We start from the raw sequence: 23,532 nt of genomic DNA, 5'->3' as shown, positions 1-23,532 counted from the left end.
GCCGGCCAGGCTTGCGTGTACGTATACATCTACGTATAGTCGTGTCATGCCCAACAAGACGATCTATGTTGCCGATGACGATCTGCCGCTGTTCCAGCGGGCCCAGGAACTGGTTGGCGGCAATCTGTCCGGGGCGGTGACCACGGCGCTGCGCCGGTTCATCGAATTGGAAGAGGGTCGGCAAGAAGGGTACGACGAGGTCATCGTCCGGGTCGGGCACAACGGTGTCCGGCAGGTCCGGTTCTCCGGTGCGCTGCTGTTCGAGACGAACGACGTCAACGACCACCGGATGGAACACGTCCGGGTGTTCCGCAGCCGCAAAGGCAAGTTCGTGCTGCACGCGCACTACGCCAGCTGGGACGACTATCCCCAATCCGCCAACTGGATCAAGGATTTGAAGAACTGGCGGCGCATGCTCGGCGTCGGCGAGCAGGACTGGGGCGATTTCATCCTGGAGATCGTCGACTCGATCGAGGAGTTGAAAGGCAAGCTCCCGGACAAGGTGTACGAGCGAGTGGTCGATATCGCCAAGCGTCCACAGATCGAGGACCTCGACATCTAGTCGAATCTCGTTTCCGCACAACTGAATAGCAACTGTTCGACCGGAAAGCCGCTCCCTGGGAGCGGTGTCGATCAAACATGCGCGCATGCGCATTCTTCTATGGAATTCATCGAAAGGACCGTCATGGTCAACGGCCATCGCGCACCCGCCATTTCGGCACTGGGCCTGCGCAAATCGTACGGCGAGCAGGTGGTGCTCGACGGCATCGACATCGTCGTCCCCGAGGGCACCATCTACTCGCTGCTCGGCCCGAACGGCGCGGGCAAGACCACCACGGTGCAGATCCTGAGCACACTCATCCACGCCGACGGCGGGGAGAATCGGGTCGGCGGTCACGATGTCGAGGCCGAACGCGACGCGGTGCGCGACGCGATCGGGGTCACCGGTCAGTTCTCCGCCGTCGACGAGCTGCTCACCGGCCGGGAGAACCTGATCCTGATGGGCGACCTGCATCATCTGCCCCGGCGCGAAAGCAAAAGGCTGGCAACGGATCTGCTGGCCCGCTTCGATCTGGTCGAGGCCGCCGACAAGCCCGCCTCCACCTATTCCGGCGGCATGACCCGGCGCCTGGACCTGGCCATGACCCTGGTCGGCGATCCGCGGATCATCTTCCTGGACGAGCCGACCACCGGCCTGGATCCGCGCAGCCGGCGGGCCATCTGGGAGCTCATCCGCGGTCTGGTCGACGACTACAACGTGACGGTCTTCCTCACCACCCAGTACCTGGAGGAGGCCGACCACCTGGCCGACCGCATCGCGGTGCTGGACCAGGGCCGGATCGTCGCGGAAGGCACTGCGGCGGAACTGAAGCGGCTGGTGCCCGGCGGGCACATCCGGTTGCAGTTCGCCGATCGCGGCGCCCTGTTCGCCGCCTCCGCCGCGCTCGGCGTGCCCGCGCGGACGGTCGACGAGGCCGACGACGACGCGGACCTGACCCTCGCCGTGCCGAGCGACGGCAGCGTGAAATCGCTTCGGGCCCTGCTGGATCGGCTCGACTACGAACAGATCGAGGTCGACGGGCTGGCCGTGCACACGCCCAACCTCGACGATGTCTTCCTCACCCTCACCGGCCAGCCGACCCTCGAAACGGAAACCGTCTGATGAGTACCATGTCCTACGCCCTGGCCGACTCGGCAACCATGTTGCGGCGCAACCTGACCCACGCCAAGCGATACCCGAGCATGAGCGTCGGCATCATCGTGATGCCGACGGTGCTGCTGCTGATCTTCAAGTTCGTCTTCGGCGGCGCGCTGGAGAAGTCGTCGGGCGGAAACTACATCGACTATCTCGCGCCCGGCATGCTGCTGATGGTGCCGGCCTACATCACCGCGTCGGTGGCGGTGTCCATCGCGACCGACGCGTCCAAGGGCATCGTGAATCGGTTCCGCACCATGGGGATAACCCAATCGTCGATGCTGACCGGACATGTGGTCGGCGCGCTGCTGCAAGCACTCGGCGGCATCGTGCTGATGGCGGCGGTCTCGCTGCTCATCGGCTGGCGGCCGGACGCGAACGTGGTCGAATGGCTCGCCGCGTTCGGCCTGCTCGCCTTCACCGTCTTCGGCTTGAACTGGCTCGCAGTCGCTTTGGGCCTGCTGTCATCGAACCCGGAGGGCGCGAGCAACATCGTGTTCCCGATCATCATGCTGCCCTTCCTCGGCAGCGGCCTGGTCAGCACCGACACCATGCCGGTCGGGCTGCGTCAGTTCGCCGAGTACCAGCCGTTCACGCCGATCACCGAGACCGTGCGCGGGCTGCTGATGGGCACCGAGATCGGCAACAACGGCATCCTCGCGCTGGCCTGGTGCACCGGACTCACGCTCGTCGGATTCCTGTGGGCGAACTCGATTTTCCGTCGCCAGACCAGCTGAGCACGACCACACGATGAGGGGTACCGATCCCCCCGCCGGAGAGTCCGGCGGGGGGATCGGTCTGTGCTCAGACGGTGCCGGAGAGCAGGGTCTCGCCGGTCGACGCCAACCGGATCTCGACGGCCCGGATCTGGTCCGGCGTCTTGTCGATGGTCCGATCGATGGTCAGCTCGGTGCCCGGCCCGGCCGGCCACTGATCGAGCTCGGTCTGGCTGCCGTCGGTGCCGAGCACGAACAACTTCAGATTCCAGTTGTACTGCTGGTTGCTCGGCCCATAACTGCAACTCATCACGATCCGCGTCTTGTCGTTGTCCCGCACGACCTTGAAGCTGGCCGTCACCGGGTTCGGCTTGAGCGGTTGCATACTGCGTTCCGCGACAACCTGTTCGGTGCCGGTGTTGCCCGACGAGGTCACGGTGGCGACCACCGGAACCGCGATGGCCACCGCGGCCGCAGCAGCGGCAACCGCAGCGCCGACGGACACCCACCGGCTCCGCCGCCTGCGCTTCGCCGCCGCATCGGCGAGCCTGGGCAGCAACTGCGGCACCGGCGGTCCGGCCTCGGGCGCCGCCGAGCCCGGGTGCGGCGCAACGGCTTCGGGCAGGTCGATCATCGCGAGCGCGGTCGCGGGTTCGACCATCGCGAGCATGCCGGGCATCCCGGCCAGTTCGGCCACCGCAGCCTGGCAGGCGGGGCAGCCGGCCAAATGCTCTTCGTATTCCCGGCGCTCGGTTCGCGTCAGGGAGCCGAGCACGTAGGGCGCATCCCACGTGGTGTAGTCGTCAGCGATATCGGTCATTGGTTCGTCACCCCCATCTCCTGTAGTGCCAACCGTAGGGCCCGCATGCCGTAGTGCATCCGGGATTTCACCGTGCCCGGCGGAATATCGAGTTCCGCCGCGATCTGATGCGTGGAAAGGCCCCGATAGTAGGCCCGCACGATCACCTCGCGGTGATCGGGACTGAGCCTGCCCAGCGCGTCCGCTACCACCCAGCCGTCCAAGGCGCGATCGGCCTGGTCCGGCGTCGCCTGCTCCGGCGGGGCGTCGGTGCGGAACTCGCGCCGGTTGCGGGCGCTGCGATGCTCATCCACGGCAAGATTGCGGGCCACCGTGAACAGCCACGCGCGCGCCGAAGTATCGGACTGATCCAATACGTTCGGGCGTTGCCACGCTCGCAGCAACGTTTCCTGCACGATGTCCTCGGCCCGTCCGGGGTCGCGGACCAGGCCGAGCGTGTACCGCCAGAGCGCGGCCGCGTGTTCGTCGTACAGGACCCGCAACAACTCGGTTCGGTTGTCGGGCATTGCTCACCTCCCGCTCATCCCACGATTCAGCAGGGGCAAACGGTTCAATGAGAGCGCACATCTCAATTTCGTTCGAGTTCGATCGGATGGGTGGCCAGCAGTGATAGGGGTAGCGGCTGGCGGCGCAGCACGTGCGCCCAGAGGTCGGCGCGGCCGGTGCTGATCGGGTCGGAAGGCAACGCGGACAGCACGATCCAGTCGTCGTTCTCCAGCTCGCCCTCCAGCTGCCCGAAGGTCCAGCCCGCGTAACCGGCGAAAATGCGGATGCCCTCGACCAACTGCCCGATCTCCTCGGGGTCGGCGTCCAGGTCGACCAGCACCACGCGGCCATCGATGCGGCGCAGGCCGGGGACGCCGTCGATGCTCGCGCCGACCCGGACGGTGCCCAGGCACAGCGCGGCGTCCCGCTTTACCGGGCCGCCGATGAACAGGGTGCGCGGCGCGGCCGCCACCTCGGTCCAGCGGGGGAGCACGTCGTGCACGGCCGTGTCGCTCGGCCGGTTCAGCACCACGCCGAGGCTGCCCGCCTCGTTGTGCTCGATGATGTAGACCACGGTGCGCCGGAAGGTGGGTTCGGCCAGTTCGGTCGCCGACACCAGCAGGGTGCCGGCGCGCACCACCTGCTCGCCGTGCCGGAAATCGCGCCGCTTGCGGTCGCCGTGCCCGCCGCGAGTTTTCCGATCATCCGGGTCGTCTGCGCGTGCCACTCGGACATCATCGCAGTTGTTCGGGCGATGTGCGCTTCTGCTGACCAGTTCGGTGTGCTGAATTTGTCTCGGGGGCCGATGCTGGGCGCTTGCGGGCGTCGTAGAGTCCGTGTCATGGAACCTCCCGAGGTACGCCTCGAGAACAGCGACACCGTGTACGACTTCTATCTCGATCATCGGCAGAATCGGCTGAAAGCCTGGGGTGCTTACGCCATTCTGGGACGTCGCTACTATCCCCGCATCGCCTACGCCGAGGGTGCGCGGGCCGGTATGCGGGCGGCGATCCGGCAGGGCAGGCCGCTGTTGATCTCGATCAATCATCTTTCCGAGAACGATCCGTACACGGTCGCCGCGGCGGCGTGGCGCAGCGCGTTGCGCCCGGTGATCGGCCGGGTGCGGGTGCTGGCCAAGGACGAATTGTTCGAGGAGCCCGAGCAGCGCCGCAAGATCGACATGATGGGCGGGATCCCGGTGTTCCGCGGCAAGGACCACGGGATCCGGGCCGTCAATGCGGCTGGTCAACGGATGATGGACATCTGCGCGCAGCGGATCGCGCGCGGCGACGGGGTCGCGGTGTTCCCGGAGGGCACCTGCAACGAGGTCGACCCGACCCAGGTGCAGCCGGTCGGTAGCGGCATCGGGCACATCGCGTTTCGCGCGATGAAGCTCGGCGTCGAGCCGGTGCTGGTGTCGATGGGCCTGAGCTACGGGCCGCGGGCCGACCCGACGGTGCAGCCGAACAAGGAGGAGGCCAAGTCGGCCAGCTTCTATTTCGGCGTGCCGATCACCGAATTACCGGCCAAGCCCGGCGATATCGCGCGGCTGGTGCGCACCGATCTGCAACTGGCGCTGGACGGGGCGGTCGCCGCCTACTGAGGCAGGTTCAGGCTGTCGCGCGCCCAGTGCGGCACCATCACCAGGTATTCGGGGCGGGTCTCGATGAAGTGGTGCACCATCCGGCACATCGGCAGCGCGCCGAGCTTGTCCTCGGCGGTGCTGTTCAACGCCGCCTCGACCAGCACGCGGCCGTAGCCCTGGCCCTCGTAGCGAGGGTAGATCTCGGTGTGCACGAACGCGCGTTCCGACTGGGTGTCCTGGTATTCGACGTACCCGGCGTTGTCACCGTCGACATAGAGCTCGAAGCGTTCCAGAGCGGTGTTGATACGGACCTCCGTCGACATGGCTCGACGCTACTCCCGTGCGACGTCATCCGCGCATTCCACGACACATATCGCCGAGCGCCGCCCGGGACTGGGGACGACCGCGCCGCGGTGCGCTGACCGGCGGAATCGGGCGCTCGACTTGTTTGTCGCTCGCGGCCTGCGCAGAATGCTCTTGATCGGGGTCGCACACGCACGCGTGGCGGCGGCCCGTGGAGGTACGAAACATGATGAAGGTACGGCTGTTTTCGCGGGCCGCGGCTGCCATGGCGGTGTGCCTGCTCGGCGGATCGATCGGGTCCGGCCTGGCCGATGCCGCGCCGGCCTTCGGGGCCTGCCCGGCGGGTTCGGTGGTCGCGGGGCACGGCGTGCAGTGCGCGGTCGTCGAGGTGCCGATGAATTACGCCGATCCGGACGGGCCGAAGATTCAGCTGACCGTCAGCCGGATCGCGGCGGCCGGCGAGCGGCGCGGCGCGATCTTCGCCAATCCCGGCGGGCCCGGCGCCGACGGTCTGGACTTCTGGGGACTGCGGACCGAGGTGCTGCCCGCCGAGCTGAACGCGCATTACGACCGGCTCGCGGTGCAGCCGCGCGGATTGCGCTGGGCCACCCCGCTGGATTGCGCGGCCGAGGACGGCGGACGGGTCGCGCTCGGCGGCGGCGATCGCACTGCCATCAAGAAGGCCTGCGATATCGCGCATCCCGGTTATCTGGACACCATCACCACCGAGAACACCGCCCGCGATATGGATGCGGTGCGTGCCGCGCTCGGGCTGGACCGGATCAGCTACCTCGGCACGTCTTATGGGACCTACCTCGGTGCGGTGTACGCCTCGCTGTTCCCGGACCGGGTCGAGCGAATGGTGCTGGACTCCAACGTCAATCCCGACTGGGTGTGGACCGAGGAATTCGCGCAGCAGCAGATCGCGGGCAAGCAGCGGCTCGACGATCTGTTCGCCTGGATCGCCGAGCACAGCGGCGAATACCACCTCGGCGACACCGCTTTGCAGGTCTATCAGAACTGGGTGCGCATGGCGGTCGACCAGGGCGGCGGCTGGTACGCCAACCTGACGCCGCCGCCGGCCAGTCTCGCCGACCTGCCGGGCGCGTTGCCCGAGCCGCTGGCCGAGATCGCGCGCGACGGGTACACCGGCAGCCTCGAGCAGACCGGAAAGCTGCAGAATCTGTTGCGCACGTTGATCTCTCGCGGTGCCACCACGCAAGGTCCGTTGCTCGGCGCGACCTCGGTCGCCAGCTACACCCGCACCTACTGGCCTACCTTTGCCCGGGCGATGGCCGACGCGATGGCCAATCCGTCGAACGTGCAGCGGTTGCGCACCATCGAGGGCGCGACCTCGACCGACTCCACCGGGCAGTTCGTGTTCGCGGCGATCACCTGCAACGAGAACGCGATTCCCGGGCGGCTCGAGGTGATCGGCTCGGCGATCGCGACCATCGCGTCCGGCGGCAACGCCATGGATGCGCGGGCCGATCTGGTCCGGTCCGGAATGGCCTGTGGGGCATGGAAACCCGTCACCACGCCGGTCCGGATCACCGGGGCGGGCTTGAACACTCGACCGCTGATTCTGCAGAGTCGTCACGACGCGCTCACCAAATACGAAGGGGGACCGGCGATGTCACAGGCATTGAACGGTTCCCTGATCACCGTCGAAGGTGGGGATCACGGAAACTTCGGCCGGGGGAACCAGGTCGTCGACGATGCGGTGATGACCTATCTCGACACCGGCCGGGTCACCATCACCGAGGCCGCGGAGGCTCCGCTGCCGGTGCGCTGAAACCGTTCTCGCACCGCGTGATTCAAGTCGATTTCTTCTTTTTCGGCTCGCCCGGTCTGTTTCGCGGCGGATGTCTGGTCGGGTGGACGGTAAGTTCGTCTCGGTATTGCCTGCCCAGTTGACGCGGATCACACTGCAAACCATGACCACCTGGATGCCGCTGCACGGCCACCCGTATACGCCAATTCCCTACCACCCGAACCGGATTCCGGTCGAGGAGGCGCTGGCCAAGTCGGCCGCGTTCCGCGCGCGGATGGACGAGCGCCGCACCGTGCGGATGTTCTCCACCGACCCGGTGCCGGAGCAGTTGGTGCTCGACGCGATCGCGGTGGCGAACACCGCGCCGTCCGGCGCGCACCAACAGCCGTGGACGTTCGTGCTCGTCGAGGATCCCGAGGTGCGGGCCAAGATCCGGGCGGCCGCCGAGGCGGAGGAGCAGATCTCCTACAACGGCCGGCTCGGCGAGGAGTGGCTGTCCGCGCTGCGCCCGCTCGGCACCGACGAACACAAGCCGCATCTCACCGACGCCCCCTACCTGCTGGTCGTCTTCCAGCAGCGCTTCGGCCTGCGCCCCGACGGCACCACCTACAAGCACTACTACGGTGACGAATCCGTCGGCATCGCGGTGGGCATGCTGCTGTCCGCCCTGCACATCTCCGGCCTGGCCGCGCTTACCCACACCCCGAGCCCGATGAAGTTCCTCGGCGAGGTCCTGAATCGGCCGCGCAACGAAAAGGCTTTCGCCGTGGTCCCGATCGGCTATCCCGCCGACGATTCCGTGGTCCCTGACCTCGTTCGAAAGACGATGGACCAGGTCCTCATCCGAATCTGATCGACCCTCGGCACTCGATGCCCCCGAATTTGGGGGCAGCGAATTCAGTGGGCTCCCGTAACATTCCAGCGCGCCGTACCGACAGCACACTGGAATAGGAGGAGTTCATATGAAGAAGACAATTACCGCCGCCGCCCGGGTCGCGGCCGCCGGTGTTTCGGGCCTCGCCTTCGTCGCGATTATCGGTTCCGGTAGCGCCCAGGCAGCACCCCAGGACTGCGCTGTTCAGCGCGACCTTTTCGGTGCATCCGCCGTCTGCCAGCCCGACGGTGGCAGCAATTATGTCCTGCACGTCGACTGCTTCGGTCTCTACGCCAGCGGCCCGTTCCCGATTTACGGCGTCGGCGCCTACAAAATTCTCAGCTACCCCTTCACCCCCGACGGCCAGCGCATTTCCACCGCATGCACGGGTGTCGGCCCCGGCGTAGTCGCCCTTGCCACAAACGCCTATGTAGAGATCTACCGCGGCTGATACTTCGGTGAAATCCGGTCGCGCACTCGATTCATTTCGTGAAATAGCGCGACTCGATCATGAAGGCGGCGAGTGCATTTCGGCGAGGTCTTCGGGGGCGGACAGGCGCCAGGCCTCGAAGACCAGTTCGGACAGTTCGTCGAGGTCGAGGCCGGCCAGGTGGACGACCACCCAGCCGAAACCGCCTGCGGTGAACTGTTCCTCGAAGACGTCGGGGCGTTCGGAGACCAGGGCCTTCTGTTCGGAGAGTGTTTGTTTCAGGCCTACGGTCTGGGTGCGCGGCCAGTAGTAGCCGAACAGCTTGCCGCGCACTTTGTAGGACGTGTACCGCTCACCCTTGGTGCTCTGCACATCGACGAGCCGGCCCACTATTCGAAAGAACTCGTCACTCTGTACTGCCACCGCGGACCCCTCGAAAGTTGGAGTCCGCAATATACCTGGGTCGCCGGATCGGTAACGGCCCTGGTCAGCGGGTCACAGTGGCCGAGGTGAGCACCACCGGCTGGACCGGCACGTCCTGGCCGCCGGTCTTGACCTTGCCGATCTGGTCGACGACGTCGTTGCCGCGCGAGACCTTGCCGAAAACCGCGTAGCCCCAACCGTCTTGCCCGGGGTAGTCGAGGAACGCGTTGTCGCTGGTGTTGATGAAGAACTGGGCCGAGGCCGAGTGCGGGTCGGAGGTGCGGGCCATGGCGACGCTGTAGATGACGTTCTTCAGCCCGTTCTTGGCCTCGTTCTCGACCCGGTTCGGCGCCGGCTTCTCCCGCATCGTCTGGTCCAGCCCGCCGCCCTGGATCATGAAGCCGTCGATCACGCGGTGGAAGATGGTGCCGTCGTAGTGACCACTGTTGACGTAGGTCAGGAAGTTCCGCACGGTCTTGGGCGCCTTCGTTTCATCGAGTTCGAGTTCGATGTCACCCATAGAGGTCTGGAGCAGGACCTTGATCATGATTTCCCCACTTTGTGCGACGGGCTCAGTCCCGCAGTCGCCCTGACGGACGCGTGCTCCAACCGAGCTGGACACGGACCTGTGCAGCTTACCGGGACGACTACATGGCCAGGTCGGGCAGCACCTCGCCGGTCTCCAGCAGGGACTTGAGGTTGGACAGGATGCTCGGCCAGCCACCGCTGATCCCTTCCAGGACAGCGCTGTTCGGCGGGAAGCCATCGTGCACGACGGTCAGCTTGACCACCGTGTCGCCGGCCTGCTCGAGTTCGAAGGAGACCTGGGAGCGCGGCTCGCGGGCCCAGGCGGCGACGTCGTCCGGGTTCATCTCGAACGCCGCGGCGAACGCGGGATCGAAGGTGTGCCAGGTGTAGGACAGCTTGGTGTACGGGTCCGCCTCCAGCACCACCTGCTCCGGATCCTTGCTGCTCCAATCCTGTTGGTGCCAGACCATTTCGGCGCCCGGCCGCCAGTCGGTGTCGAAGCCGGCGCCCCAGTAGCGCTTGGTGAAGGCCGAGTCGGTGAGGGCCTGCCACAGCTTCTCCGGGGTGGTCTTGATGAAGGTGGTGTAGACGAATGCGTTGTCGCTCATGGGTTCTGCCTCCAGGGCTTTCTTGAGGTCGGCGAGCACGTGCACGCGCGCCCGGTCGTAGCGGGTGATCCAGCGTTCGGTGATGGCGTTGATCGGGTCGGCGTTGAGGTAGTGCAGTTTTTCCCGGCCGCTGCGGCGAGTGGTGATCAGGTTGGCGGCCTCCAGCACGGCGAGGTGTTTGCTGACCGACTGCCGCGCCATCTCCAGCCCTGCGCACAGTTCGCGCAGGGTCTGCCCGTTGCGGGCATTGAGACTGTCCAGCAGCCGCCGCCGGTTGGGGTCGGCCAGCGCTTTGAATACCTCGTCCATGTCACCTTCTCGATTTATGCAGCCAATTGGCTGCATTTCTAGAGATTAGGCAGCCTTATGGCTGCCTGTCAATGATTAAGCCTCCCGATAAAGCATTGTCGTTGCGAAATGTAGTAGGTATGCTACGAATCGACGGGAGCACGCAACGGGGAGATCAGCATGACAGTGGGGCAGGGCGTCGCACTCGACGTCGAGAAATTGCGCATGCGCTACGGAACCACCGACGTTTTGCACGACGTGACGTTCCAGGCGCGACACGGCGAAGTGCTGGTGCTGCTCGGGCCGAACGGCGCGGGCAAGACCACCACCATCGAGATCCTGGAGGGCTTCCGCATGCGGTCGGCCGGCCGCGTCGAGGTGCTCGGCGTCGATCCGGCACACGGCGGCGAGGCATGGCGAGCGCGCATCGGCGTCGTCCTGCAATCGTGGCGTGATCACGGGAAGTGGCGGGTCCGGGAACTACTGGATTACCTGGGCGCCTTCTATGCGCCGTACAGCACCGATCGCATCCAACGGCCTTGGGACACCGACGAACTCATCAAGGCGGTGGGCCTCACCGAGCAATCGTCCAGCAAGATCAACGACCTGTCCGGCGGCCAGCGCCGCCGCATCGACGTCGCCATCGGCATCGTCGGCCGCCCGGAGGTGCTGTTCCTGGACGAGCCGACCGCGGGCTTCGACCCGGAAGCCCGGCGGGAATTCCACGACCTGGTGCACCGGCTGGCCGACGACCAGCAGACCACCATCCTGCTCACCACGCACGACCTCGACGAGGCGGAGAAGCTCGCCGACCGGATCCTGGTGCTGGCCGGCGGGCGGATCATCGCCGACGGCTCGGCCGACGAGCTCTCCCGCCGGATCGCCGGCGCGGCCGAGGTGAGCTGGACCAACGACGGGCAACGGTTCGTGCACTCGACCACCGAATCGACCGAGTTCGTCTACGACCTGTTCAAGCAGCACGGCGACGCGATCGGCGACCTGGAGGTCCGCCGCGCCTCGCTGGAGGACACGTACATGACGCTGGTGCGCCGGTTCGAATCCGGTCAGGTCGACGCCGAGGTGCACACGATCGAGGAGGTAGGGCGATGAATCCGATCGTGGTGGCGGTCCGGCAGGGCTGGGTCCGCGGCCGAATCGAGCTGCGGCAGATGGTCACCAATGGTCAAGATCTGTTCGGGCTGCTGTTCTGGCCCGTGCTCGTGCTGATCGTGCTGTTCTTCATGCGGCACGCGTCGTTCCAGTCGAGCGGATTGCTGCTCGGCTCCCTCGCCTTGCCCAGCGTGATCGGCATGCTCGTCGCGATCAACGGGATGGTCGGCATGGGCCAGCAGCTCACCATCGATCGCGAGGACGGAACGTTGTTGCGGGCCAAGGCGACCCCGAACGGCATGGTCGGCTACCTGGTCGGCAAGATCATCCAGGTGTCCGGCATGGTGCTGATCCCCGGAGCCGTCATTCTGGTGGCCGGCTCGTTCATCGTCGACGGGCTCGCGCTCGATCATGCCGGGGCGTGGCTGACCTTGATCTGGGTGATGGTGCTCGGGCTGCTCGCCACCCTGCCCGCCGGTGCGGTGTTCGGGTCGATGTTCGCCAACCCGCGCGACTTCGCGCTGATGACGTTTCCGATCATGGGGCTGGTCGCGGTGTCCGGCATCTTCTATCCGATCACCTCGATGCCCGGCTGGGTGCAGGGCGCGGCCCAGGTGTTTCCGGTGTACTGGCTCGGGCTCGGCATGCGCTCGGCGATGCTGCCGGACCAAGCGGTGGCCGCCGAACTCGGGCAGTCCTGGCGGACGCTGGAAACCGTTGGGGTGCTGAGCATCTGGGCGGTGGTCGGACTGCTCGCCGCGCCGGTGATGTTGCGCCGGATGGCGCGGCGGGAATCCGGTTCCAGCGTCGCCCTGCGCCGGGAGAAAGCGATGCAGCGTGCCTACTGAGGTCATCTACAACCGCATCGCGATGCTGCGCGCCGAGCGCGGCATCTCCCGGCGCGAGCTGGCGGAGGCGCTCGGCGTGCACTATCAGACGATCGGCTACCTCGAGCGCGGCGAGTACAGCCCGAGTTTGCATCTCGCACTGCGGATTTCGGCGTACTTCGAAGTGGCGGTGGAGGTCATCTTCGCCACCGACCCGTTCCCGCGGCTCGGCTCCGCCACCGAAACCGCCTGACTACGCCTGCGCGCCGTGCAGCAGCGCGTAGGTCGAGACCGCCGCGCCCTTCTCCTCGCTGGCGGCAACCGCCTTGCGCCACAACGACTGTGCGGTGTGCGAGAACGTCGCGTCCACGCCGACCTCCTCGCTGGCGTCGATGATGTGCTGCGCGCCCGCGTCCATCATCTTCAGACTGGCCAGCGTGGCCCAGCCGCCGTTCTGGTTGGCCACCGAGAACTCCTCCATGAAGTAGGGGAACGCGGCGGCCGAGCGCACGGCGAACGGAACGAACTGGGCGATGCTGTGCCCGGAACGGTCGATCATCGCGGTCGCCTGGTCGAACGCGAGCAGCCACGGATGGAAAATGGTCAGCAACGCCTGGTAGAAGACCTGGGCGAGCCCGTCGTCCGCGCCGAGGTACTCCTGCGGGCTCAGCGGTCGCAGCAGTTCGGCGTGCGCGTCGAAGACCTCGCGCGGTCCGCTGTAGAAGATGTATGACGCGGGATGGGTGATGTTGTCACCGGCCGACATCACGCCGCCCGAAATGAACTGCGCGCCATGGGAACGCACCCACTCCGCGCCCTTGCGCGCCTTTTCCGGGGAATCGGAGGACAGGTTGGCGATCACCTTGCCGGCCAGTTGATCGGTCGCCTGGCCGAGCACGTCGTACATGGCGGCGTAGTGGGTGAGGCTCAGCACCGTCACCTCGTTCGCGGCCAGCGCCTCCGCGACCGTCGCGGCCCGCTGGGCGCCGAGCTCGACCATCGCGTCGACCTTGTCGGTGCTGCGGTTCCACACGGTCACCTCGACGCCGGCGTCCAGGAAGGCCCGGACCATCGACTGACCCATCGGCCCGAGGCCGACGACGGAGACGGAGCGGGGGGTGGTCTGATCGGACATTGTGTGTCCCTTCGCTTCTCGATGTGTTGGTGTCGGCGCCGGGTTCAATACTCGTTGCCGCAGGTAGAGTCGGGAAGACCGAACGTCCAGGTGGGGTTGCTTACCTAGAGGTTCGAAATACGGTCAGAAGGAGTGCGGTGGACATGAGCAGTGACGCGGATCACGACGTGTGCGGCATGTCCGTGGCGATCGATGTCGTCGGCGGCAAATGGAAGCTGCACCTGATGTGGGCGCTGAGCGCCGACCCGATCCGGTTCGGCGAGCTGCGGCGATTGCTGACCGGGGTCAGCGAGAAGGTGCTCGCGGAGAACCTGCGTCAGCTCGAGGCGAGCGGCGTGGTGCACCGCGAGGTCTATCCCGAGGTTCCGCCCCGGGTCGAGTACTCCCTCACGCCGCTCGGCGCGGAGCTGGCCGTCGCGCTGCGTCCGCTCGAGGAGTGGGGCGACAAGCATCGCGGCGAACTCCTCGGCAACCTGCTCGCGTCAGCGAGCTGACGCCGTAATCGGTTGCGTCACAGTGACTTTATGGAGTCAGGTGCTGGTCTGCTAGTTGGGCGCCGACTTGCCGCAGCAGTTGGCTCGCGTTGGCGATCGAGCGGGCGGGGTCCGGCTCCAGCTCGGTGAGGGCGTAGCAGGCGGTGAAGCCCGCGGCTCGAATCTCCTGGGCGGCAAGGAGTGTGCGGCCGACGACGGCGATCACCGGGACGCCGGCCTTGCGCGCGGTCTCGCACACGCCGATGGGCGCCTTGCCGTGCAGGCTCTGGTTGTCCAGGGAGCCTTCGCCGGTGACGACGAGGCCGGCGCCGTCGAGTAGGGCGGGGAAGTCGAGGAGTTCGAGGATCACCTCGATGCCGCTGCGCACCTGTGCCCCGAGCAAGGCGAGGGCGCCGAAACCGGTTCCGCCCGCGGCACCGGCGCCGGGCTCGTTCGCGAAGCCGGGTCCGGCCAGGCGTGCCCAGCGGGTGAGGGCGGACTCCAAGGCTTCGAGATCTGCTGTGTCAGCCCCTTTCTGCGGAGCATAGACCGCGACGGCACCGGCCGGCCCGAGCAGCGGGTTGTCGACATCGCAGGCCAATGTGACAGTGGCGGAGGCGATTCCGGAGTGCAGGCCGGCCAGGTCCAGTCGGTCGGCGCGCGCCAAAATCGCACCGCCGTGCGGCAATTCGTGGCCATCGACGTCCAGAATACGTGCGCCGAGCGCCTGCGCCATGCCCGCGCCACCATCGGTGGACGCGCTGCCGCCGAGCCCGATGACGATGTCGGTGACGCCGTGGTCGAGGGCGTGCGCGATGACCACGCCCAGGCCGAAGGTGCTCGCGCCGAGTGGATCCGGTTGGCCCCCAGGGAGTTTCTCCAGTCCGACGACCGCGGCCAATTCGAGCACGGCCGTCGCTTCGTGCCGCGCGTACGACGTGTTGCCGGGCACCCCCGTCGGTCCGGGCGCGGTCAACGTGACCCGGGTCCACCCGGCCGCCACGAACGCGTCGACGGTCCCGTCACCACCATCGGCCACCGGAACCTGGCGGATCTCCACCTCCGGCACGACCCCCGCGATGCCCTCGGCAAGGGCCGCGGCCACCTGCGGTGCGGTCAGCGACCCCTTGAACTTGTCCGGGGCAAGCACAACCCGGCGAACAGCCTCGCGCGTCATCCCAACATTGTCGGGTGCGCCGCGCCCAACCGCGCGGCAGCCCTGCTGAGCTGCGTAAACATAAAAAGAGAGCAGTGCTCTTGACTTTGCGTTCGCGAAAATGGAACACTTATCACAACAGAGAGCAGTGCTCACTATGAGGAGTCAGAACATGGACCACAGCACCCGCTACATCGGCCCGGCCGGCCTGGACCCGATCATGAACCGGATCTTCAACTGGCTGCCCCGGCTCGGGATCAGCGTCATGGGTTCGCGGCTGCTCGCGGTCCGCGGGCGCAAGAGCGGGGAGTGGCGGACCACGATGGTCAACCTGATGGTCCGCGACGACGGCGCCCGTTTCCTGGTCGCCCCGCGCGGACACACTCAGTGGGTGCGCAACCTGCGCGTCGCCGGCGGCGGTGAGCTGCGCCTCGGCCGCAAGGTCGAGGAATTCACCGCCACCGAGATCGCCGACGCGGACAAGGTCCCGCTGCTGCGGCTGTACCTGCAGAAGTGGGGCTGGGAGGTCGGCAAGTTCTTCGAAGGCGTCACCAAGGATGCGACCGACGCCGAATTGGCCGCCATCGCACCGGGATTCCCGGTTTTCCAGATCGACTGACGAACCGGGCCGCCGCGATCAGGCCGAGCGAACCAGGAATTCGATCGCGGCCGCGTACCCCTGAATCCCCATCCCGGCGACCACCGCGGTCGCGATCGGGGAGATGTAGGAGTGATGCCGGAACTCCTCCCGCGCGTGCACATTGCTGATGTGCACCTCCACGATGGGGAGTTCCGGGATCACCAGCGCGTCCCGCAGGGCCACCGAGGTGTGGGTGAGCCCGCCCGGGTTGATCACGATGCCCGATTCGACGCCGCGCGCCGCGTGGATCCGGTCGATCAGCGCGCCTTCGGAATTGGACTGGAAGGCGGCGACCTCGCGGCCGTAGCGCTGCGCGGTCTGCCGGCACAGTTCGACCACGTCGTCGAGCGTCGCAGACCCGTAGACCTCCGGCTGACGGGTGCCGAGCATGTTCAGGTTCGGGCCGTTGAGAACCAGGATCGGACCGGGTGCGGACATGCCCGCAACCTTAGTACTAGAGCCCCTGCGGCCCTTCGGAGCGCAGGTCGTCGACTTTGCGCATGGCGCCGCGCAGTTCCTCCAACCAGGATTCCGCGTGCTTGCCCGCCAGTTTCACCGTCCAGGCCAGCGCGTCCGCCCGCGAGCGCGCCACGCCCGAGTCGACGAGCGTGTCCAGAACTTTTCGTTCGGGCTGCCGCAGCCGGGTCATCACCGGAACGGCCAGGTGGGTGAACAGCACTCGCTCGCCGCCCACCGACACGCCCCACGCGACGCTGCGTCCATATCGGCGCTGCGCCTCGTCCGCGATCTGCATGCGGGCCGACCGGGTCGACTCGCGGAAGCGCGAGATCGCGCCTTCCTTCGTCGCCTGCGGAACTTCCTCGGTCGGCGCGTCCGCGTCGCCTTCCGCAGGGACGTCGACCGGCGTCTTCTCCGGCTGGCCGATCGGCAGTTCGCCGACGACCACGATCTCGTCCCGATCGATCTCGATGACAGGTGGACCGGCGAACCAGTCGGCGGGCAACCTGCCCGCGAACCAGTCCGGCGCGTCCGCGGGATCCGGTAGGTCGGCCTGCTGCCAGCCGCCCGGTCGTCCGAAACCCCGTCCCCGGTGTTCGTGTCTCATGAGGGGATCACCTACTTACTTTTCAGCGTTGCTTACATTGATTACAAGATTACGACGCAATCGATGCCAATGGTTCCGCTCTGTGCGAACAGAGTTCGCCACTGGTTAACGGGGGTGATTCGCGGTTCGTAGACGCTCGCTCTGGGTACTCATTGATCCGAAACGCCGAGTAAGGCAGTAAGTGCACAACTTTGCGCGGGGCCCCGGTACGGTAGCGGCGCCGGTTGTCGCCGTAGCACTGGACAACGATCATGACGGGTCCCCCGGGACGGGAGATTTCGGGCACAATTGAGATGCTGAGCATGGGTAACGTCCTTGCGGCGTAGGCACCGCAGACAGGTCTTTTTCAGGTACGGTGGTCTTGTTACTGGAGTGACAAGAGTGAAGAGTGGGCGACATGGATGTCTGGGGATCCCGCCGCTTTCGCGTCCGGGGCGCTATGGCACTCGCGGGGGTGGCGGCGCTCGCGATCGCGATGGGATCGTGCGGCGTAACCGAGGGAAAGAATGAGGCCGAAGCCGTAGTCGAGCGCTTCACCGAGCTGTTGGACAAGCAGGACTACGTCCATGCTTCGGAGCTCACGTCCTACCCTTCGGCGGCTTCGGCAACGCTGAAGCAAATGTTTGCCGGCCTGCAACCCGGCAAGGCGGACTACAAGAAGACGCAATACATCGGCCTCGACTCCGAGGCGGCGATCTTCAGCATGGACGCCGACTGGAACTTCGGCGACGGCAAAAACTGGACCTACAGCCTGCAGGGCAACGTGCGCAAGCTGGCCATCGGCTGGCGCATCTCCTGGGATCCGGCGATCGTCATGCCGCAGCTCGACCACAACCGCACCGTGCGCCTGGTGCGCACCGAACCGGCGCCGGCCCCGCGGGTGAACGACATTGCCGGCCAGCCCTTGATGACCGAGCAGACCATCAACGTGATCAAGCTCGACCCGGCGAAGATGCCCGACCCGGTCGGCTCGGCCAACGCGCTGGCCAAGGCAATCGAACCGGTCGCCCCGCTGATCACCGGGCCGTCGCTGATGCAGCAGGTGGCCACCTCGCAGGGCAAGCCGGTGGTCGCGGTGAATCTGCGCGAGCCCGACTTCGCCATCTTGGAAAAGGACATGGCGCCGATCCCCGGCGTGGTCATGGAGAAGCAGCCCCGGCTGATCTCCGCCGACCGCCGGGTCTGGTCGCCCATGCTCGACGCGCTGAGCAAGGTGCAGCAGGAAAGCCAGCAGCAGCACTCCGGCTGGGGCGTGCAGGTTTTCGAGCAGGACGGCCGCTTCGTCGGCCAGCTGGCCGGCGTGCAGGGCCCGCCCGGCCCGGACATCGCGGGCACCATGGATCAGCGGCTGCAACGCGCGGCCGAGGACGCGGTGGTCAGCGCGGCGACCCCGGCCTCGATCGTGGCCATCCAGCCGTCCAGCGGCGCGGTGGTCGCGGTCGCGCAGAACACCCAGGCCAGTGAGCACGGACCGGTCGCCTTCACCGGCCTCTATCCGGTCGGCGGCAATATCGAGCTGTTCCGCAATATCGCGGCGGTCAGCAAAGGCAAGGCCCCGCACGAGATTTCGGCACAGGAGGCGGCCGAGGCCGCGACCACGCTCGGCGTCGGCGTCGACTTCAAGGTGCCCGGGCTCGACGAGGTGACCGGACGGCTGGCCGTGGCCGGCCGCAGCGCCGAGCAGGTCAAGCAGGGCGGCGGCTCGGATGCGGTGCTGGCCAGCCCGTTCGGCATGGCGATCGCCGCCGCCGCGATCGCGCGCGGCGAGGTGCCGCCGCCGATGATCGAGGTCGCGCGGCCGAGCACCACCGACGCCCAGCTCGGTCCGTTGTCCCCGGAGATCGCCGACCGGTTGCACGGCATGCTGCGCGATTCCACCAACGCGCCGGAGCTGGCCAGCCTGCGCGGCTACCGCGACGTCAACGGATTCAGCGCGACCGCCGGACGCGACGGCTGGCTGATCGCGATCATGGGCGACCTGGCCTTCGCCATCCACATCAACGACGTGGACAGCGGCGACGCCACCGCGCGGATGGCCGTGCGGATGCTCCAGTCGCTGGCCGCGCCGGAAACTTAAGCCGGCCTGCTCAATTCAACGCTTTGATGGCCGCGCGCCAGCCGAGCAGGAACAGCGCGAGCACCACGGTCGCGACCACGATGAAGCTGAACGCGGTGCCCTGACCGCTGACCGCACGCAGCAGCATGCCGCCGCACAGGGTGCCGAGCCAGACCAGAATCCCGGTGGGCCACAGGGCAGTTCCGTCGAACCGGGCGTCGCGCCCCGCGTCGCCGAACATCCGGCTCGCCGCGGCCACCGCGACGGTCCAGCCGATCGCCAGGCCGATCGCGAACGGCCACAGCGTGCGAAGTAGTCCGGTGAGCACCGCCTCGTCGTGACTGCGCCTGCCGATCGCACAGAACAGAATCACCAGCAGCGCATCTACCACCAACGGCACCAGTTTCTTCACCCGCGCCAGCGTAGTGGGGTGGGTGTGGGCGAATGTGAAGCGCCTGCGGCGCTGCGTGTTCGCGGTCGGGACCGGTGTGTTCGCGGTCGGGACCGGTATGTTCGCGGTCAGAACCGGCGCTGCGAGAATTCCTTCTCGAACTCGGCGTCGTCGTCCTGCGGGGTGCGGAACAGGAACAGGAACACGATCCAGCCGACGACGGCGACCAGGATGAAGCTCACCAGCCGGTAGACGAACGCGGCGGCGACCGCCTGCGCGGCGGGCAGCCCGGCGGCCGCGGTGAGGCCGTAGATGAGCGTCGCGTCGACGTAGACGATCCCGCCGGGGGCGAACGGAATCGAGCCGACCGCCTTGCCGATGGCGAACGCCAGCAGCAGCCCGGCCAGCCGCGGGTCCGCGCCGACCGCGTAGCAGGCGGCACCGAGGCAGGCCACGTCGGCGAACCGGTGCAGCACCGCCCACAGCGCGACCAGCGCGCCGTCGCGCTTGCCCAGATCCACCGACTCCAATTGCCCGAGTACGTCGGCGATCTTGGCCGCGCCCTGCTCGGCCGGACGCTTGCGTAGCCGGTTGACCAGGCCGAGTGCCTTGCGCAGCAGCGCTTCCAGCGACCCCGGATTGCGCGAGACGTAGTTGCCGCCCCACACCACCGCGACGACCGCGGCCAGCGACAGGATCAACTTGAACGGCCCGATGGTCCCGCCGGACAGCAGCGTGCCGCCCACCCCCAGCAGCGCCAGCCCGGCCGCGGCGACCACGCCGGAGAACACCAGCTGCCAGGACGCGACGATCGGGCTCGCGCCGAAGCGCCGGGTCTGCCGATAGGTGAAGGCGGTGGAAAACACCTGGCCCGCGGGCAGGGTGACGGACATGGCGGTCGCGCCGTAGACCACGGCGACGGATTTCCGCTGACTTACCTCGACACCCCCGGCGTTGAGCAGTTGTTTCTGCACCCGCCCGAATCCGCTCATCGACAAAGCCTGGAGCCAAATACAGGCGGTGACCCACCCCCAGTGAATGTCGCTGAGTTTTCGCCACGATTCGTGCAGTCGCGGCCACAGATAGATACCTTCGGCGATCAGTAATGCCAGCAAAGCGACGCCGAGCAGCCATTTGACCCACCAGAATTTGCTTCGGCTGGTGGGTGGCGCCGCAGGTTCTCCTGCCAGTTCCCCATCGGCGGTCACCAGGTCAGCCTAACGAACGGACCGTTTCGCTGTCTGCAGCATCGGGCCGGTCGGCGCTGTCTTTCGGATAGGCGAGCAGCGTTTTTCGGCGCCGTCCGCGCAGCTGTACCTCGTCGCCGGTTTCCCACTTGTCCTGCTCGCTTTCATCGGCGAAATACAGCGCGCTGCCCGAAGCCAAGGTGCGTCCGGGCTGGTCTTTGGCCAGCTCGGTCAGCCGGGAGGCCTCATTGACCGGATCGCCGATCACCGTATATTCGAAACGATTTGCCGCACCGATATTTCCGGCGACGGCCAGCCCCGCCGAGACGCCGATACCGATATCCAGTCCGGGTACTTCGCGCAGCACCTCGCGCAACTCGCGGGCCGCGGCCAGCGCGGCGGTCGGCGCGTCCGGCCGGTCCAGCGGCGCGCCGAAGATGGCCAGCGCCGCGTCGCCGACGAACTTGTTGACGAAGCCGTTGTGCCGGTCGATCACGTCGACCACGATCCGGAAGAACTCGTTGAGCAGGCTCACCACCTCGGTCGGCGGGCGCTCGGCGGCGGTCGCGGTGGACCCGACCATGTCGACGAACAGCACCGCGACGAACCGGGTTTCACCGCCGAGCTCGGTGCCGTAGTCGAGTGCGCGCTGGGCGACCTCCTCGCCGACGTGCTGACCGAACAGCTCCTGCAGCTGGCGGCGCTTGGCCGCCTCCTCCATCATCCGGTTGAATCCGACCTGCAGCAGCCCGATCTCGCTGCCGTCGAACACCTCGACCTGGACGTCGCGCGCGCCCTCCTGCACCCGGTCGATGGCCTGGCTGAGCTGGCGCACCGGGTCGGAGATGCTGGAGCCGGTGAGCATGGACAGGGCCAGCGCCTGCAGGATCACCACGCCGCAGAGCAGCAGGATGGAGATGGCCAGCGACTGGGCGGAGAACTTCACGTCCGAGGAGATCTGCGTGATACACAGCAGCACGATGGCGATGGTGGGGGCGAAAGTGCCCATGCCCCAGGTCATTGCCATCCGGGTGCCGACGCCGGGGGTCAGGGTGTGATCGAAGGTGCCCGCGGTCAACGCGGCCGCGGCGACCGGGCGCAGGATGCGTTCGCCGAGCATGTAGGTGAAGCCGAACACGATGGTGGCGGCCATGCACAGGGTGACGATGACCGCGCCCGCCAGCTTGGGTTCGTCGGTGATGATCAGCAACGCGAGGATGGCGCCGCCGATCAGCCACAGCGCCAGATGCAGAATGGCTTGACGCAGCGGGGCGTGCAGCGCGGCCATCTGCTCTTGCCTGCTCGGTGGCCCGCCGCGCATCTGCCAGCGCATCACCGGGCGCAGCATCAGCGCGGACGCGGCCATGCTGAGCAGTCCGCCGGTCAGGAAGACCAGGGCCGGGATGAGCAGGCCGGTGCTGCGGGCGCCGTCGTGTGCGCCCTCGGGCACCGGCAGGCCGTACTGGATGAAGGCCCACACCAGCACCGCTCCGAACGCGTTGGCCAGCAGCATCGAGGTCAGGTACAGCGGCCAGCGCGTTCGCATGGTCTGTTTGACCGCTTCCAAGGGCGCTGACACAACCAACAATCTAGCGTTTCGATCATGTGCGCCTCCCCGCGGCGCTGTTCAGTCCCCTGGCATTCGCCCCGCCCGGCGCAGGCCGGGGACGGACAAGACAGCCGTACGCTCGTTATGCTCGGCCAGGTGACGGACCCCAAGCCAAGCCCGAAGCGGAAAGCCTCGCTGACCCGGCCCGCCGCTGACTCGGTACATCCGATCGTGCGGGTGTCGGCCGAGTGGGGCTGGCGGCTGCTGATCCTGTTCGCGGCGACCATCGCGCTCGCCGCGATCGTGCAGAAGCTGGCGACGGTGGTCATTCCGCTGGCCATCGCGCTGCTCGCGGCCGCGCTGCTGGCGCCGCTGGTCGACTGGCTACAACGACTAGGCGTGCCCAGATCGGTCGGCGTGTTCGTCGCGTTGGTCGGGTCGCTCGGGTTGGTCGCGGGGGTGATGACGTTCGTCGTCGAGCAGTTCATCGCCGGCGTGCCGCAGCTGTCCGACGAATTCACCAACAGCATTCACAAGATCCAGGATTGGCTGATCACCGGCCCGCCGCATCTGAGCAACGATCAGATCCGCAATGTCGGCGACCAGATCATCAAGACCATCCAGTCCAATCAGGACCGGCTGACCAGCGGGGCGCTGACCACCGCGACGGTGATCGCCGAGCTGCTCACCGGCACCTTCCTGACCCTGTTCATCCTCATCTTCTTCCTCTACGGCGGGGATCAGATCTGGCGCTTCGTCACCCGGATCATCCCGACCGAGCAGCGCGAGAAGGTCCGCACCGCCGGGCAGCTCGGGTTCGGCACGCTGGTCGGGTTCGTCCGCGCCACCGTCGCCGTCGCGGCGGTGGACGCTATCGGTATCGGCACCGGGCTCGGCATTCTCGGTGTGCCGCTGGCGCTTCCGCTGGCCTCGCTGGTGTTCATCGGCGCGTTCATCCCGATCATCGGCGCGTTCGTCGCGGGGTTCGTCGCGGTGTTCATCGCGCTGGTGACCAAGGGGCTGATCACCTCGCTGATCGTGCTCGGCATCATCATCGCGGTGATGCAGCTGGAAGGGCATGTGCTGCAACCGCTGCTGCTCGGGCGCGCGGTGAGCATCCATCCGCTGGCGGTGGTGCTGGCGATCACCGCGGGCGTGGTGCTCGGCGGGATCGCCGGCGGTCTGCTCGCGGTGCCGTTCGTCGCGGTGATGAACACCGCCATCCGATCGTTGCTCGCGGACAGCCCGGAAGAGATATTCGAGGAGCTACAGACCGGCGAGGTCGAACCGGACGATCCGGAACCGGGCCGGTTCGATGTGGCGACGCTGGCCGAGAAAGAGGCCGGCGAAACCCGGATCGCCGAGCCGGAATCCGATGACGGCCCGCCGAAGGGCTGAGCCGCGGGGGAGG

The 23,532-nt window shown here is 67.0% G+C and carries 27 protein-coding genes, 1 tRNA gene and 1 pseudogene; 15 read left to right on the top strand and 14 right to left on the bottom strand.

Annotation, left to right across the window (positions count from 1 at the left end):
- The first annotated feature begins 46 nt into the window (after positions 1–46).
- The 3 genes from F3087_RS03365 (at position 47) to F3087_RS03355 (ending at position 2,433) form a co-directional block, all read left to right on the top strand.
- Complete coding sequence (locus F3087_RS03365) at positions 47–562, top strand: EXLDI protein (RefSeq protein ID WP_150400264.1); 516 nt, start codon at positions 47–49, stop codon at positions 560–562.
- 123 nt (positions 563–685) lie between these two features.
- On the top strand, positions 686–1,663 hold the full coding sequence (locus F3087_RS03360; RefSeq protein ID WP_150400875.1) for an ATP-binding cassette domain-containing protein: 978 nt from the start codon (positions 686–688) through the stop codon (positions 1,661–1,663).
- Positions 1,663–2,433 (top strand): ABC transporter permease, encoded by a 771-nt coding sequence (locus F3087_RS03355; protein ID WP_150400263.1) that lies wholly within the window; start codon positions 1,663–1,665, stop codon positions 2,431–2,433. The genes F3087_RS03360 and F3087_RS03355 overlap by 1 nt, the downstream gene beginning before the upstream one ends.
- Before the next feature lie 67 nt (positions 2,434–2,500).
- Here the strand turns inward: F3087_RS03355 and F3087_RS03350 are convergent, their stop codons facing one another.
- From F3087_RS03350 to F3087_RS03340, 3 genes are all read right to left on the bottom strand, one after another.
- The gene (locus F3087_RS03350) at positions 2,501–3,232 is read right to left on the bottom strand and encodes an anti-sigma factor family protein (RefSeq protein ID WP_150400262.1); all 732 of its coding nucleotides are present in this window, start codon (positions 3,230–3,232) and stop codon (positions 2,501–2,503) included.
- Complete coding sequence (locus F3087_RS03345; protein ID WP_107653329.1) at positions 3,229–3,738, bottom strand: sigma-70 family RNA polymerase sigma factor; 510 nt, start codon at positions 3,736–3,738, stop codon at positions 3,229–3,231. Before F3087_RS03345 ends, F3087_RS03350 begins: the two co-directional genes overlap by 4 nt.
- A gap of 62 nt (positions 3,739–3,800) precedes the next feature.
- Entirely contained in the window at positions 3,801–4,445 is a 645-nt protein-coding gene (locus F3087_RS03340; RefSeq protein ID WP_150400261.1) for a YqgE/AlgH family protein, read from the bottom strand.
- Between the two features lie 114 nt (positions 4,446–4,559).
- On the opposite strand from F3087_RS03340, the gene F3087_RS03335 reads away from it, so the two are divergent.
- A complete protein-coding gene (locus F3087_RS03335) occupies positions 4,560–5,321 on the top strand; it encodes a lysophospholipid acyltransferase family protein (RefSeq protein ID WP_150400260.1) in 762 nt (253 codons plus the stop codon).
- Here F3087_RS03335 and F3087_RS03330 read toward each other — a convergent pair.
- On the bottom strand, positions 5,315–5,626 hold the full coding sequence (locus tag F3087_RS03330; protein ID WP_150400259.1) for a GNAT family N-acetyltransferase: 312 nt from the start codon (positions 5,624–5,626) through the stop codon (positions 5,315–5,317). The genes F3087_RS03335 and F3087_RS03330 overlap by 7 nt on opposite strands.
- 206 nt (positions 5,627–5,832) lie before the next feature.
- Between F3087_RS03330 and F3087_RS03325 the strand changes: the two genes are divergently transcribed.
- The 3 genes from F3087_RS03325 to F3087_RS03315 all read left to right on the top strand — a co-directional run bounded on the left by F3087_RS03325 (position 5,833) and on the right by F3087_RS03315 (position 8,705).
- Positions 5,833–7,401, top strand: a complete 1,569-nt coding sequence (locus F3087_RS03325; RefSeq protein WP_150400258.1) for an alpha/beta hydrolase — start codon at positions 5,833–5,835, stop codon at positions 7,399–7,401.
- 142 nt (positions 7,402–7,543) lie between these two features.
- Positions 7,544–8,233, top strand: coding sequence for a nitroreductase family protein (locus F3087_RS03320; RefSeq protein WP_150400257.1), 690 nt, complete (start codon positions 7,544–7,546; stop codon positions 8,231–8,233).
- 109 nt (positions 8,234–8,342) lie between these two features.
- Positions 8,343–8,705 (top strand): hypothetical protein, encoded by a 363-nt coding sequence (locus tag F3087_RS03315; RefSeq protein WP_191093747.1) that lies wholly within the window; start codon positions 8,343–8,345, stop codon positions 8,703–8,705.
- A 57-nt stretch (positions 8,706–8,762) separates the two neighbouring features.
- On the opposite strand, the gene F3087_RS03310 is transcribed toward F3087_RS03315, so the two are convergent.
- From F3087_RS03310 to F3087_RS03300, 3 genes are all read right to left on the bottom strand, one after another.
- Positions 8,763–9,107 (bottom strand): MmcQ/YjbR family DNA-binding protein, encoded by a 345-nt coding sequence (locus tag F3087_RS03310; RefSeq protein WP_150400256.1) that lies wholly within the window; start codon positions 9,105–9,107, stop codon positions 8,763–8,765.
- 64 nt (positions 9,108–9,171) lie between these two features.
- Positions 9,172–9,654 carry a peptidylprolyl isomerase gene (locus F3087_RS03305; protein WP_150400255.1) on the bottom strand — a complete coding sequence of 161 codons (483 nt, stop codon included), beginning with the start codon at positions 9,652–9,654 and terminating at the stop codon, positions 9,172–9,174.
- A gap of 100 nt (positions 9,655–9,754) precedes the next feature.
- Positions 9,755–10,552, bottom strand: a complete 798-nt coding sequence (locus F3087_RS03300) for an ArsR/SmtB family transcription factor (RefSeq protein WP_150400254.1) — start codon at positions 10,550–10,552, stop codon at positions 9,755–9,757.
- A 159-nt stretch (positions 10,553–10,711) separates the two neighbouring features.
- Here F3087_RS03300 and F3087_RS47390 point away from each other — a divergent pair.
- From F3087_RS47390 to F3087_RS03280, 4 genes and pseudogenes are all read left to right on the top strand, one after another.
- A pseudogene (locus F3087_RS47390) lies at positions 10,712–11,164 on the top strand (ATP-binding cassette domain-containing protein); the annotation flags it as partial.
- Positions 11,165–11,526: 362 nt separating this feature from the next.
- Positions 11,527–11,604: transfer RNA gene (locus F3087_RS03290), tRNA-OTHER, on the top strand.
- 33 nt (positions 11,605–11,637) lie between these two features.
- The gene (locus tag F3087_RS03285; RefSeq protein WP_150400253.1) at positions 11,638–12,489 is read left to right on the top strand and encodes an ABC transporter permease; all 852 of its coding nucleotides are present in this window, start codon (positions 11,638–11,640) and stop codon (positions 12,487–12,489) included.
- The gene (locus tag F3087_RS03280) at positions 12,479–12,721 is read left to right on the top strand and encodes a helix-turn-helix transcriptional regulator (protein WP_150400252.1); all 243 of its coding nucleotides are present in this window, start codon (positions 12,479–12,481) and stop codon (positions 12,719–12,721) included. The genes F3087_RS03285 and F3087_RS03280 overlap by 11 nt, the downstream gene beginning before the upstream one ends.
- Here F3087_RS03280 and F3087_RS03275 read toward each other — a convergent pair whose 3' ends face one another.
- Positions 12,722–13,603, bottom strand: coding sequence for an NAD(P)-dependent oxidoreductase (locus F3087_RS03275; protein ID WP_150400251.1), 882 nt, complete (start codon positions 13,601–13,603; stop codon positions 12,722–12,724).
- Between the two features lie 143 nt (positions 13,604–13,746).
- Here F3087_RS03275 and F3087_RS03270 point away from each other — a divergent pair, with 143 nt between their 5' ends.
- On the top strand, positions 13,747–14,097 hold the full coding sequence (locus tag F3087_RS03270; RefSeq protein ID WP_375907002.1) for a winged helix-turn-helix transcriptional regulator: 351 nt from the start codon (positions 13,747–13,749) through the stop codon (positions 14,095–14,097).
- Between the two features lie 28 nt (positions 14,098–14,125).
- Here F3087_RS03270 and F3087_RS03265 read toward each other — a convergent pair whose 3' ends face one another.
- The gene (locus F3087_RS03265; RefSeq protein ID WP_150400249.1) at positions 14,126–15,253 is read right to left on the bottom strand and encodes a glycerate kinase; all 1,128 of its coding nucleotides are present in this window, start codon (positions 15,251–15,253) and stop codon (positions 14,126–14,128) included.
- Positions 15,254–15,404: 151 nt separating this feature from the next.
- Between F3087_RS03265 and F3087_RS03260 the strand changes: the two genes are divergently transcribed.
- Entirely contained in the window at positions 15,405–15,851 is a 447-nt protein-coding gene (locus F3087_RS03260; RefSeq protein WP_150400248.1) for a nitroreductase family deazaflavin-dependent oxidoreductase, read from the top strand.
- An 18-nt stretch (positions 15,852–15,869) separates the two neighbouring features.
- Here the strand turns inward: F3087_RS03260 and aroQ are convergent, their stop codons facing one another.
- Both aroQ and F3087_RS03250 read right to left on the bottom strand, forming a co-directional pair.
- On the bottom strand, positions 15,870–16,310 hold the full coding sequence (gene aroQ, locus F3087_RS03255; protein ID WP_150400247.1) for a type II 3-dehydroquinate dehydratase: 441 nt from the start codon (positions 16,308–16,310) through the stop codon (positions 15,870–15,872).
- A gap of 16 nt (positions 16,311–16,326) precedes the next feature.
- Positions 16,327–16,938, bottom strand: coding sequence for a hypothetical protein (locus F3087_RS03250; RefSeq protein WP_150400246.1), 612 nt, complete (start codon positions 16,936–16,938; stop codon positions 16,327–16,329).
- Positions 16,939–17,335: 397 nt separating this feature from the next.
- Here F3087_RS03250 and F3087_RS03245 point away from each other — a divergent pair, with 397 nt between their 5' ends.
- The gene (locus F3087_RS03245; RefSeq protein WP_223884789.1) at positions 17,336–19,015 is read left to right on the top strand and encodes an NTF2-like N-terminal transpeptidase domain-containing protein; all 1,680 of its coding nucleotides are present in this window, start codon (positions 17,336–17,338) and stop codon (positions 19,013–19,015) included.
- 10 nt (positions 19,016–19,025) lie between these two features.
- Here the strand turns inward: F3087_RS03245 and F3087_RS03240 are convergent, their stop codons facing one another.
- The 3 genes from F3087_RS03240 to F3087_RS03230 form a co-directional block, all read right to left on the bottom strand.
- The gene (locus tag F3087_RS03240) at positions 19,026–19,406 is read right to left on the bottom strand and encodes a DUF3054 domain-containing protein (RefSeq protein ID WP_150400245.1); all 381 of its coding nucleotides are present in this window, start codon (positions 19,404–19,406) and stop codon (positions 19,026–19,028) included.
- Positions 19,407–19,513: 107 nt separating this feature from the next.
- Complete coding sequence (locus F3087_RS03235) at positions 19,514–20,593, bottom strand: lysylphosphatidylglycerol synthase transmembrane domain-containing protein (RefSeq protein WP_150400244.1); 1,080 nt, start codon at positions 20,591–20,593, stop codon at positions 19,514–19,516.
- A 4-nt stretch (positions 20,594–20,597) separates the two neighbouring features.
- The gene (locus F3087_RS03230; RefSeq protein WP_191093800.1) at positions 20,598–22,118 is read right to left on the bottom strand and encodes an adenylate/guanylate cyclase domain-containing protein; all 1,521 of its coding nucleotides are present in this window, start codon (positions 22,116–22,118) and stop codon (positions 20,598–20,600) included.
- Between the two features lie 159 nt (positions 22,119–22,277).
- Here F3087_RS03230 and F3087_RS03225 point away from each other — a divergent pair, with 159 nt between their 5' ends.
- On the top strand, positions 22,278–23,519 hold the full coding sequence (locus tag F3087_RS03225) for an AI-2E family transporter (protein WP_223884788.1): 1,242 nt from the start codon (positions 22,278–22,280) through the stop codon (positions 23,517–23,519).
- Positions 23,520–23,532: the final 13 nt, after the last annotated feature.

Source organism: Nocardia colli (assembly GCF_008704205.1).
Taxonomy (GTDB): domain Bacteria; phylum Actinomycetota; class Actinomycetes; order Mycobacteriales; family Mycobacteriaceae; genus Nocardia; species Nocardia colli.
The sequence above is the reverse complement of the archived record's forward strand: the minus strand, read 5'-3'. Positions and strand labels throughout refer to the sequence as shown.

Excerpts from the sequence above, each read along its gene's own strand:
- F3087_RS03345 (WP_107653329.1), bottom strand. The coding sequence starts at position 3,738 with ATGCCCGACAACCGAACCGAGTTGTTGCGGGTCCTGTACGACGAACAC.
- F3087_RS03265 (WP_150400249.1), bottom strand. The coding sequence starts at position 15,253 with ATGACGCGCGAGGCTGTTCGCCGGGTTGTGCTTGCCCCGGACAAGTTC.
- F3087_RS03330 (WP_150400259.1), bottom strand. The coding sequence starts at position 5,626 with ATGTCGACGGAGGTCCGTATCAACACCGCTCTGGAACGCTTCGAGCTC.
- F3087_RS03250 (WP_150400246.1), bottom strand. The coding sequence starts at position 16,938 with ATGAGACACGAACACCGGGGACGGGGTTTCGGACGACCGGGCGGCTGG.
- F3087_RS03270 (WP_375907002.1), top strand. The coding sequence starts at position 13,747 with ATGAGCAGTGACGCGGATCACGACGTGTGCGGCATGTCCGTGGCGATC.
- aroQ (WP_150400247.1), bottom strand. The coding sequence starts at position 16,310 with ATGTCCGCACCCGGTCCGATCCTGGTTCTCAACGGCCCGAACCTGAAC.
- F3087_RS03365 (WP_150400264.1), top strand. The coding sequence starts at position 47 with ATGCCCAACAAGACGATCTATGTTGCCGATGACGATCTGCCGCTGTTC.
- F3087_RS03285 (WP_150400253.1), top strand. The coding sequence starts at position 11,638 with ATGAATCCGATCGTGGTGGCGGTCCGGCAGGGCTGGGTCCGCGGCCGA.
- F3087_RS03355 (WP_150400263.1), top strand. The coding sequence starts at position 1,663 with ATGAGTACCATGTCCTACGCCCTGGCCGACTCGGCAACCATGTTGCGG.
- F3087_RS03275 (WP_150400251.1), bottom strand. The coding sequence starts at position 13,603 with ATGTCCGATCAGACCACCCCCCGCTCCGTCTCCGTCGTCGGCCTCGGG.
- F3087_RS03335 (WP_150400260.1), top strand. The coding sequence starts at position 4,560 with ATGGAACCTCCCGAGGTACGCCTCGAGAACAGCGACACCGTGTACGAC.
- F3087_RS03360 (WP_150400875.1), top strand. The coding sequence starts at position 686 with ATGGTCAACGGCCATCGCGCACCCGCCATTTCGGCACTGGGCCTGCGC.
- F3087_RS03350 (WP_150400262.1), bottom strand. The coding sequence starts at position 3,232 with ATGACCGATATCGCTGACGACTACACCACGTGGGATGCGCCCTACGTG.
- F3087_RS03230 (WP_191093800.1), bottom strand. The coding sequence starts at position 22,118 with ATGCGAACGCGCTGGCCGCTGTACCTGACCTCGATGCTGCTGGCCAAC.
- F3087_RS03305 (WP_150400255.1), bottom strand. The coding sequence starts at position 9,654 with ATGATCAAGGTCCTGCTCCAGACCTCTATGGGTGACATCGAACTCGAA.
- F3087_RS03260 (WP_150400248.1), top strand. The coding sequence starts at position 15,405 with ATGGACCACAGCACCCGCTACATCGGCCCGGCCGGCCTGGACCCGATC.
- F3087_RS03300 (WP_150400254.1), bottom strand. The coding sequence starts at position 10,552 with ATGGACGAGGTATTCAAAGCGCTGGCCGACCCCAACCGGCGGCGGCTG.
- F3087_RS03320 (WP_150400257.1), top strand. The coding sequence starts at position 7,544 with ATGACCACCTGGATGCCGCTGCACGGCCACCCGTATACGCCAATTCCC.
- F3087_RS03325 (WP_150400258.1), top strand. The coding sequence starts at position 5,833 with ATGATGAAGGTACGGCTGTTTTCGCGGGCCGCGGCTGCCATGGCGGTG.
- F3087_RS03245 (WP_223884789.1), top strand. The coding sequence starts at position 17,336 with ATGGATGTCTGGGGATCCCGCCGCTTTCGCGTCCGGGGCGCTATGGCA.
- F3087_RS03315 (WP_191093747.1), top strand. The coding sequence starts at position 8,343 with ATGAAGAAGACAATTACCGCCGCCGCCCGGGTCGCGGCCGCCGGTGTT.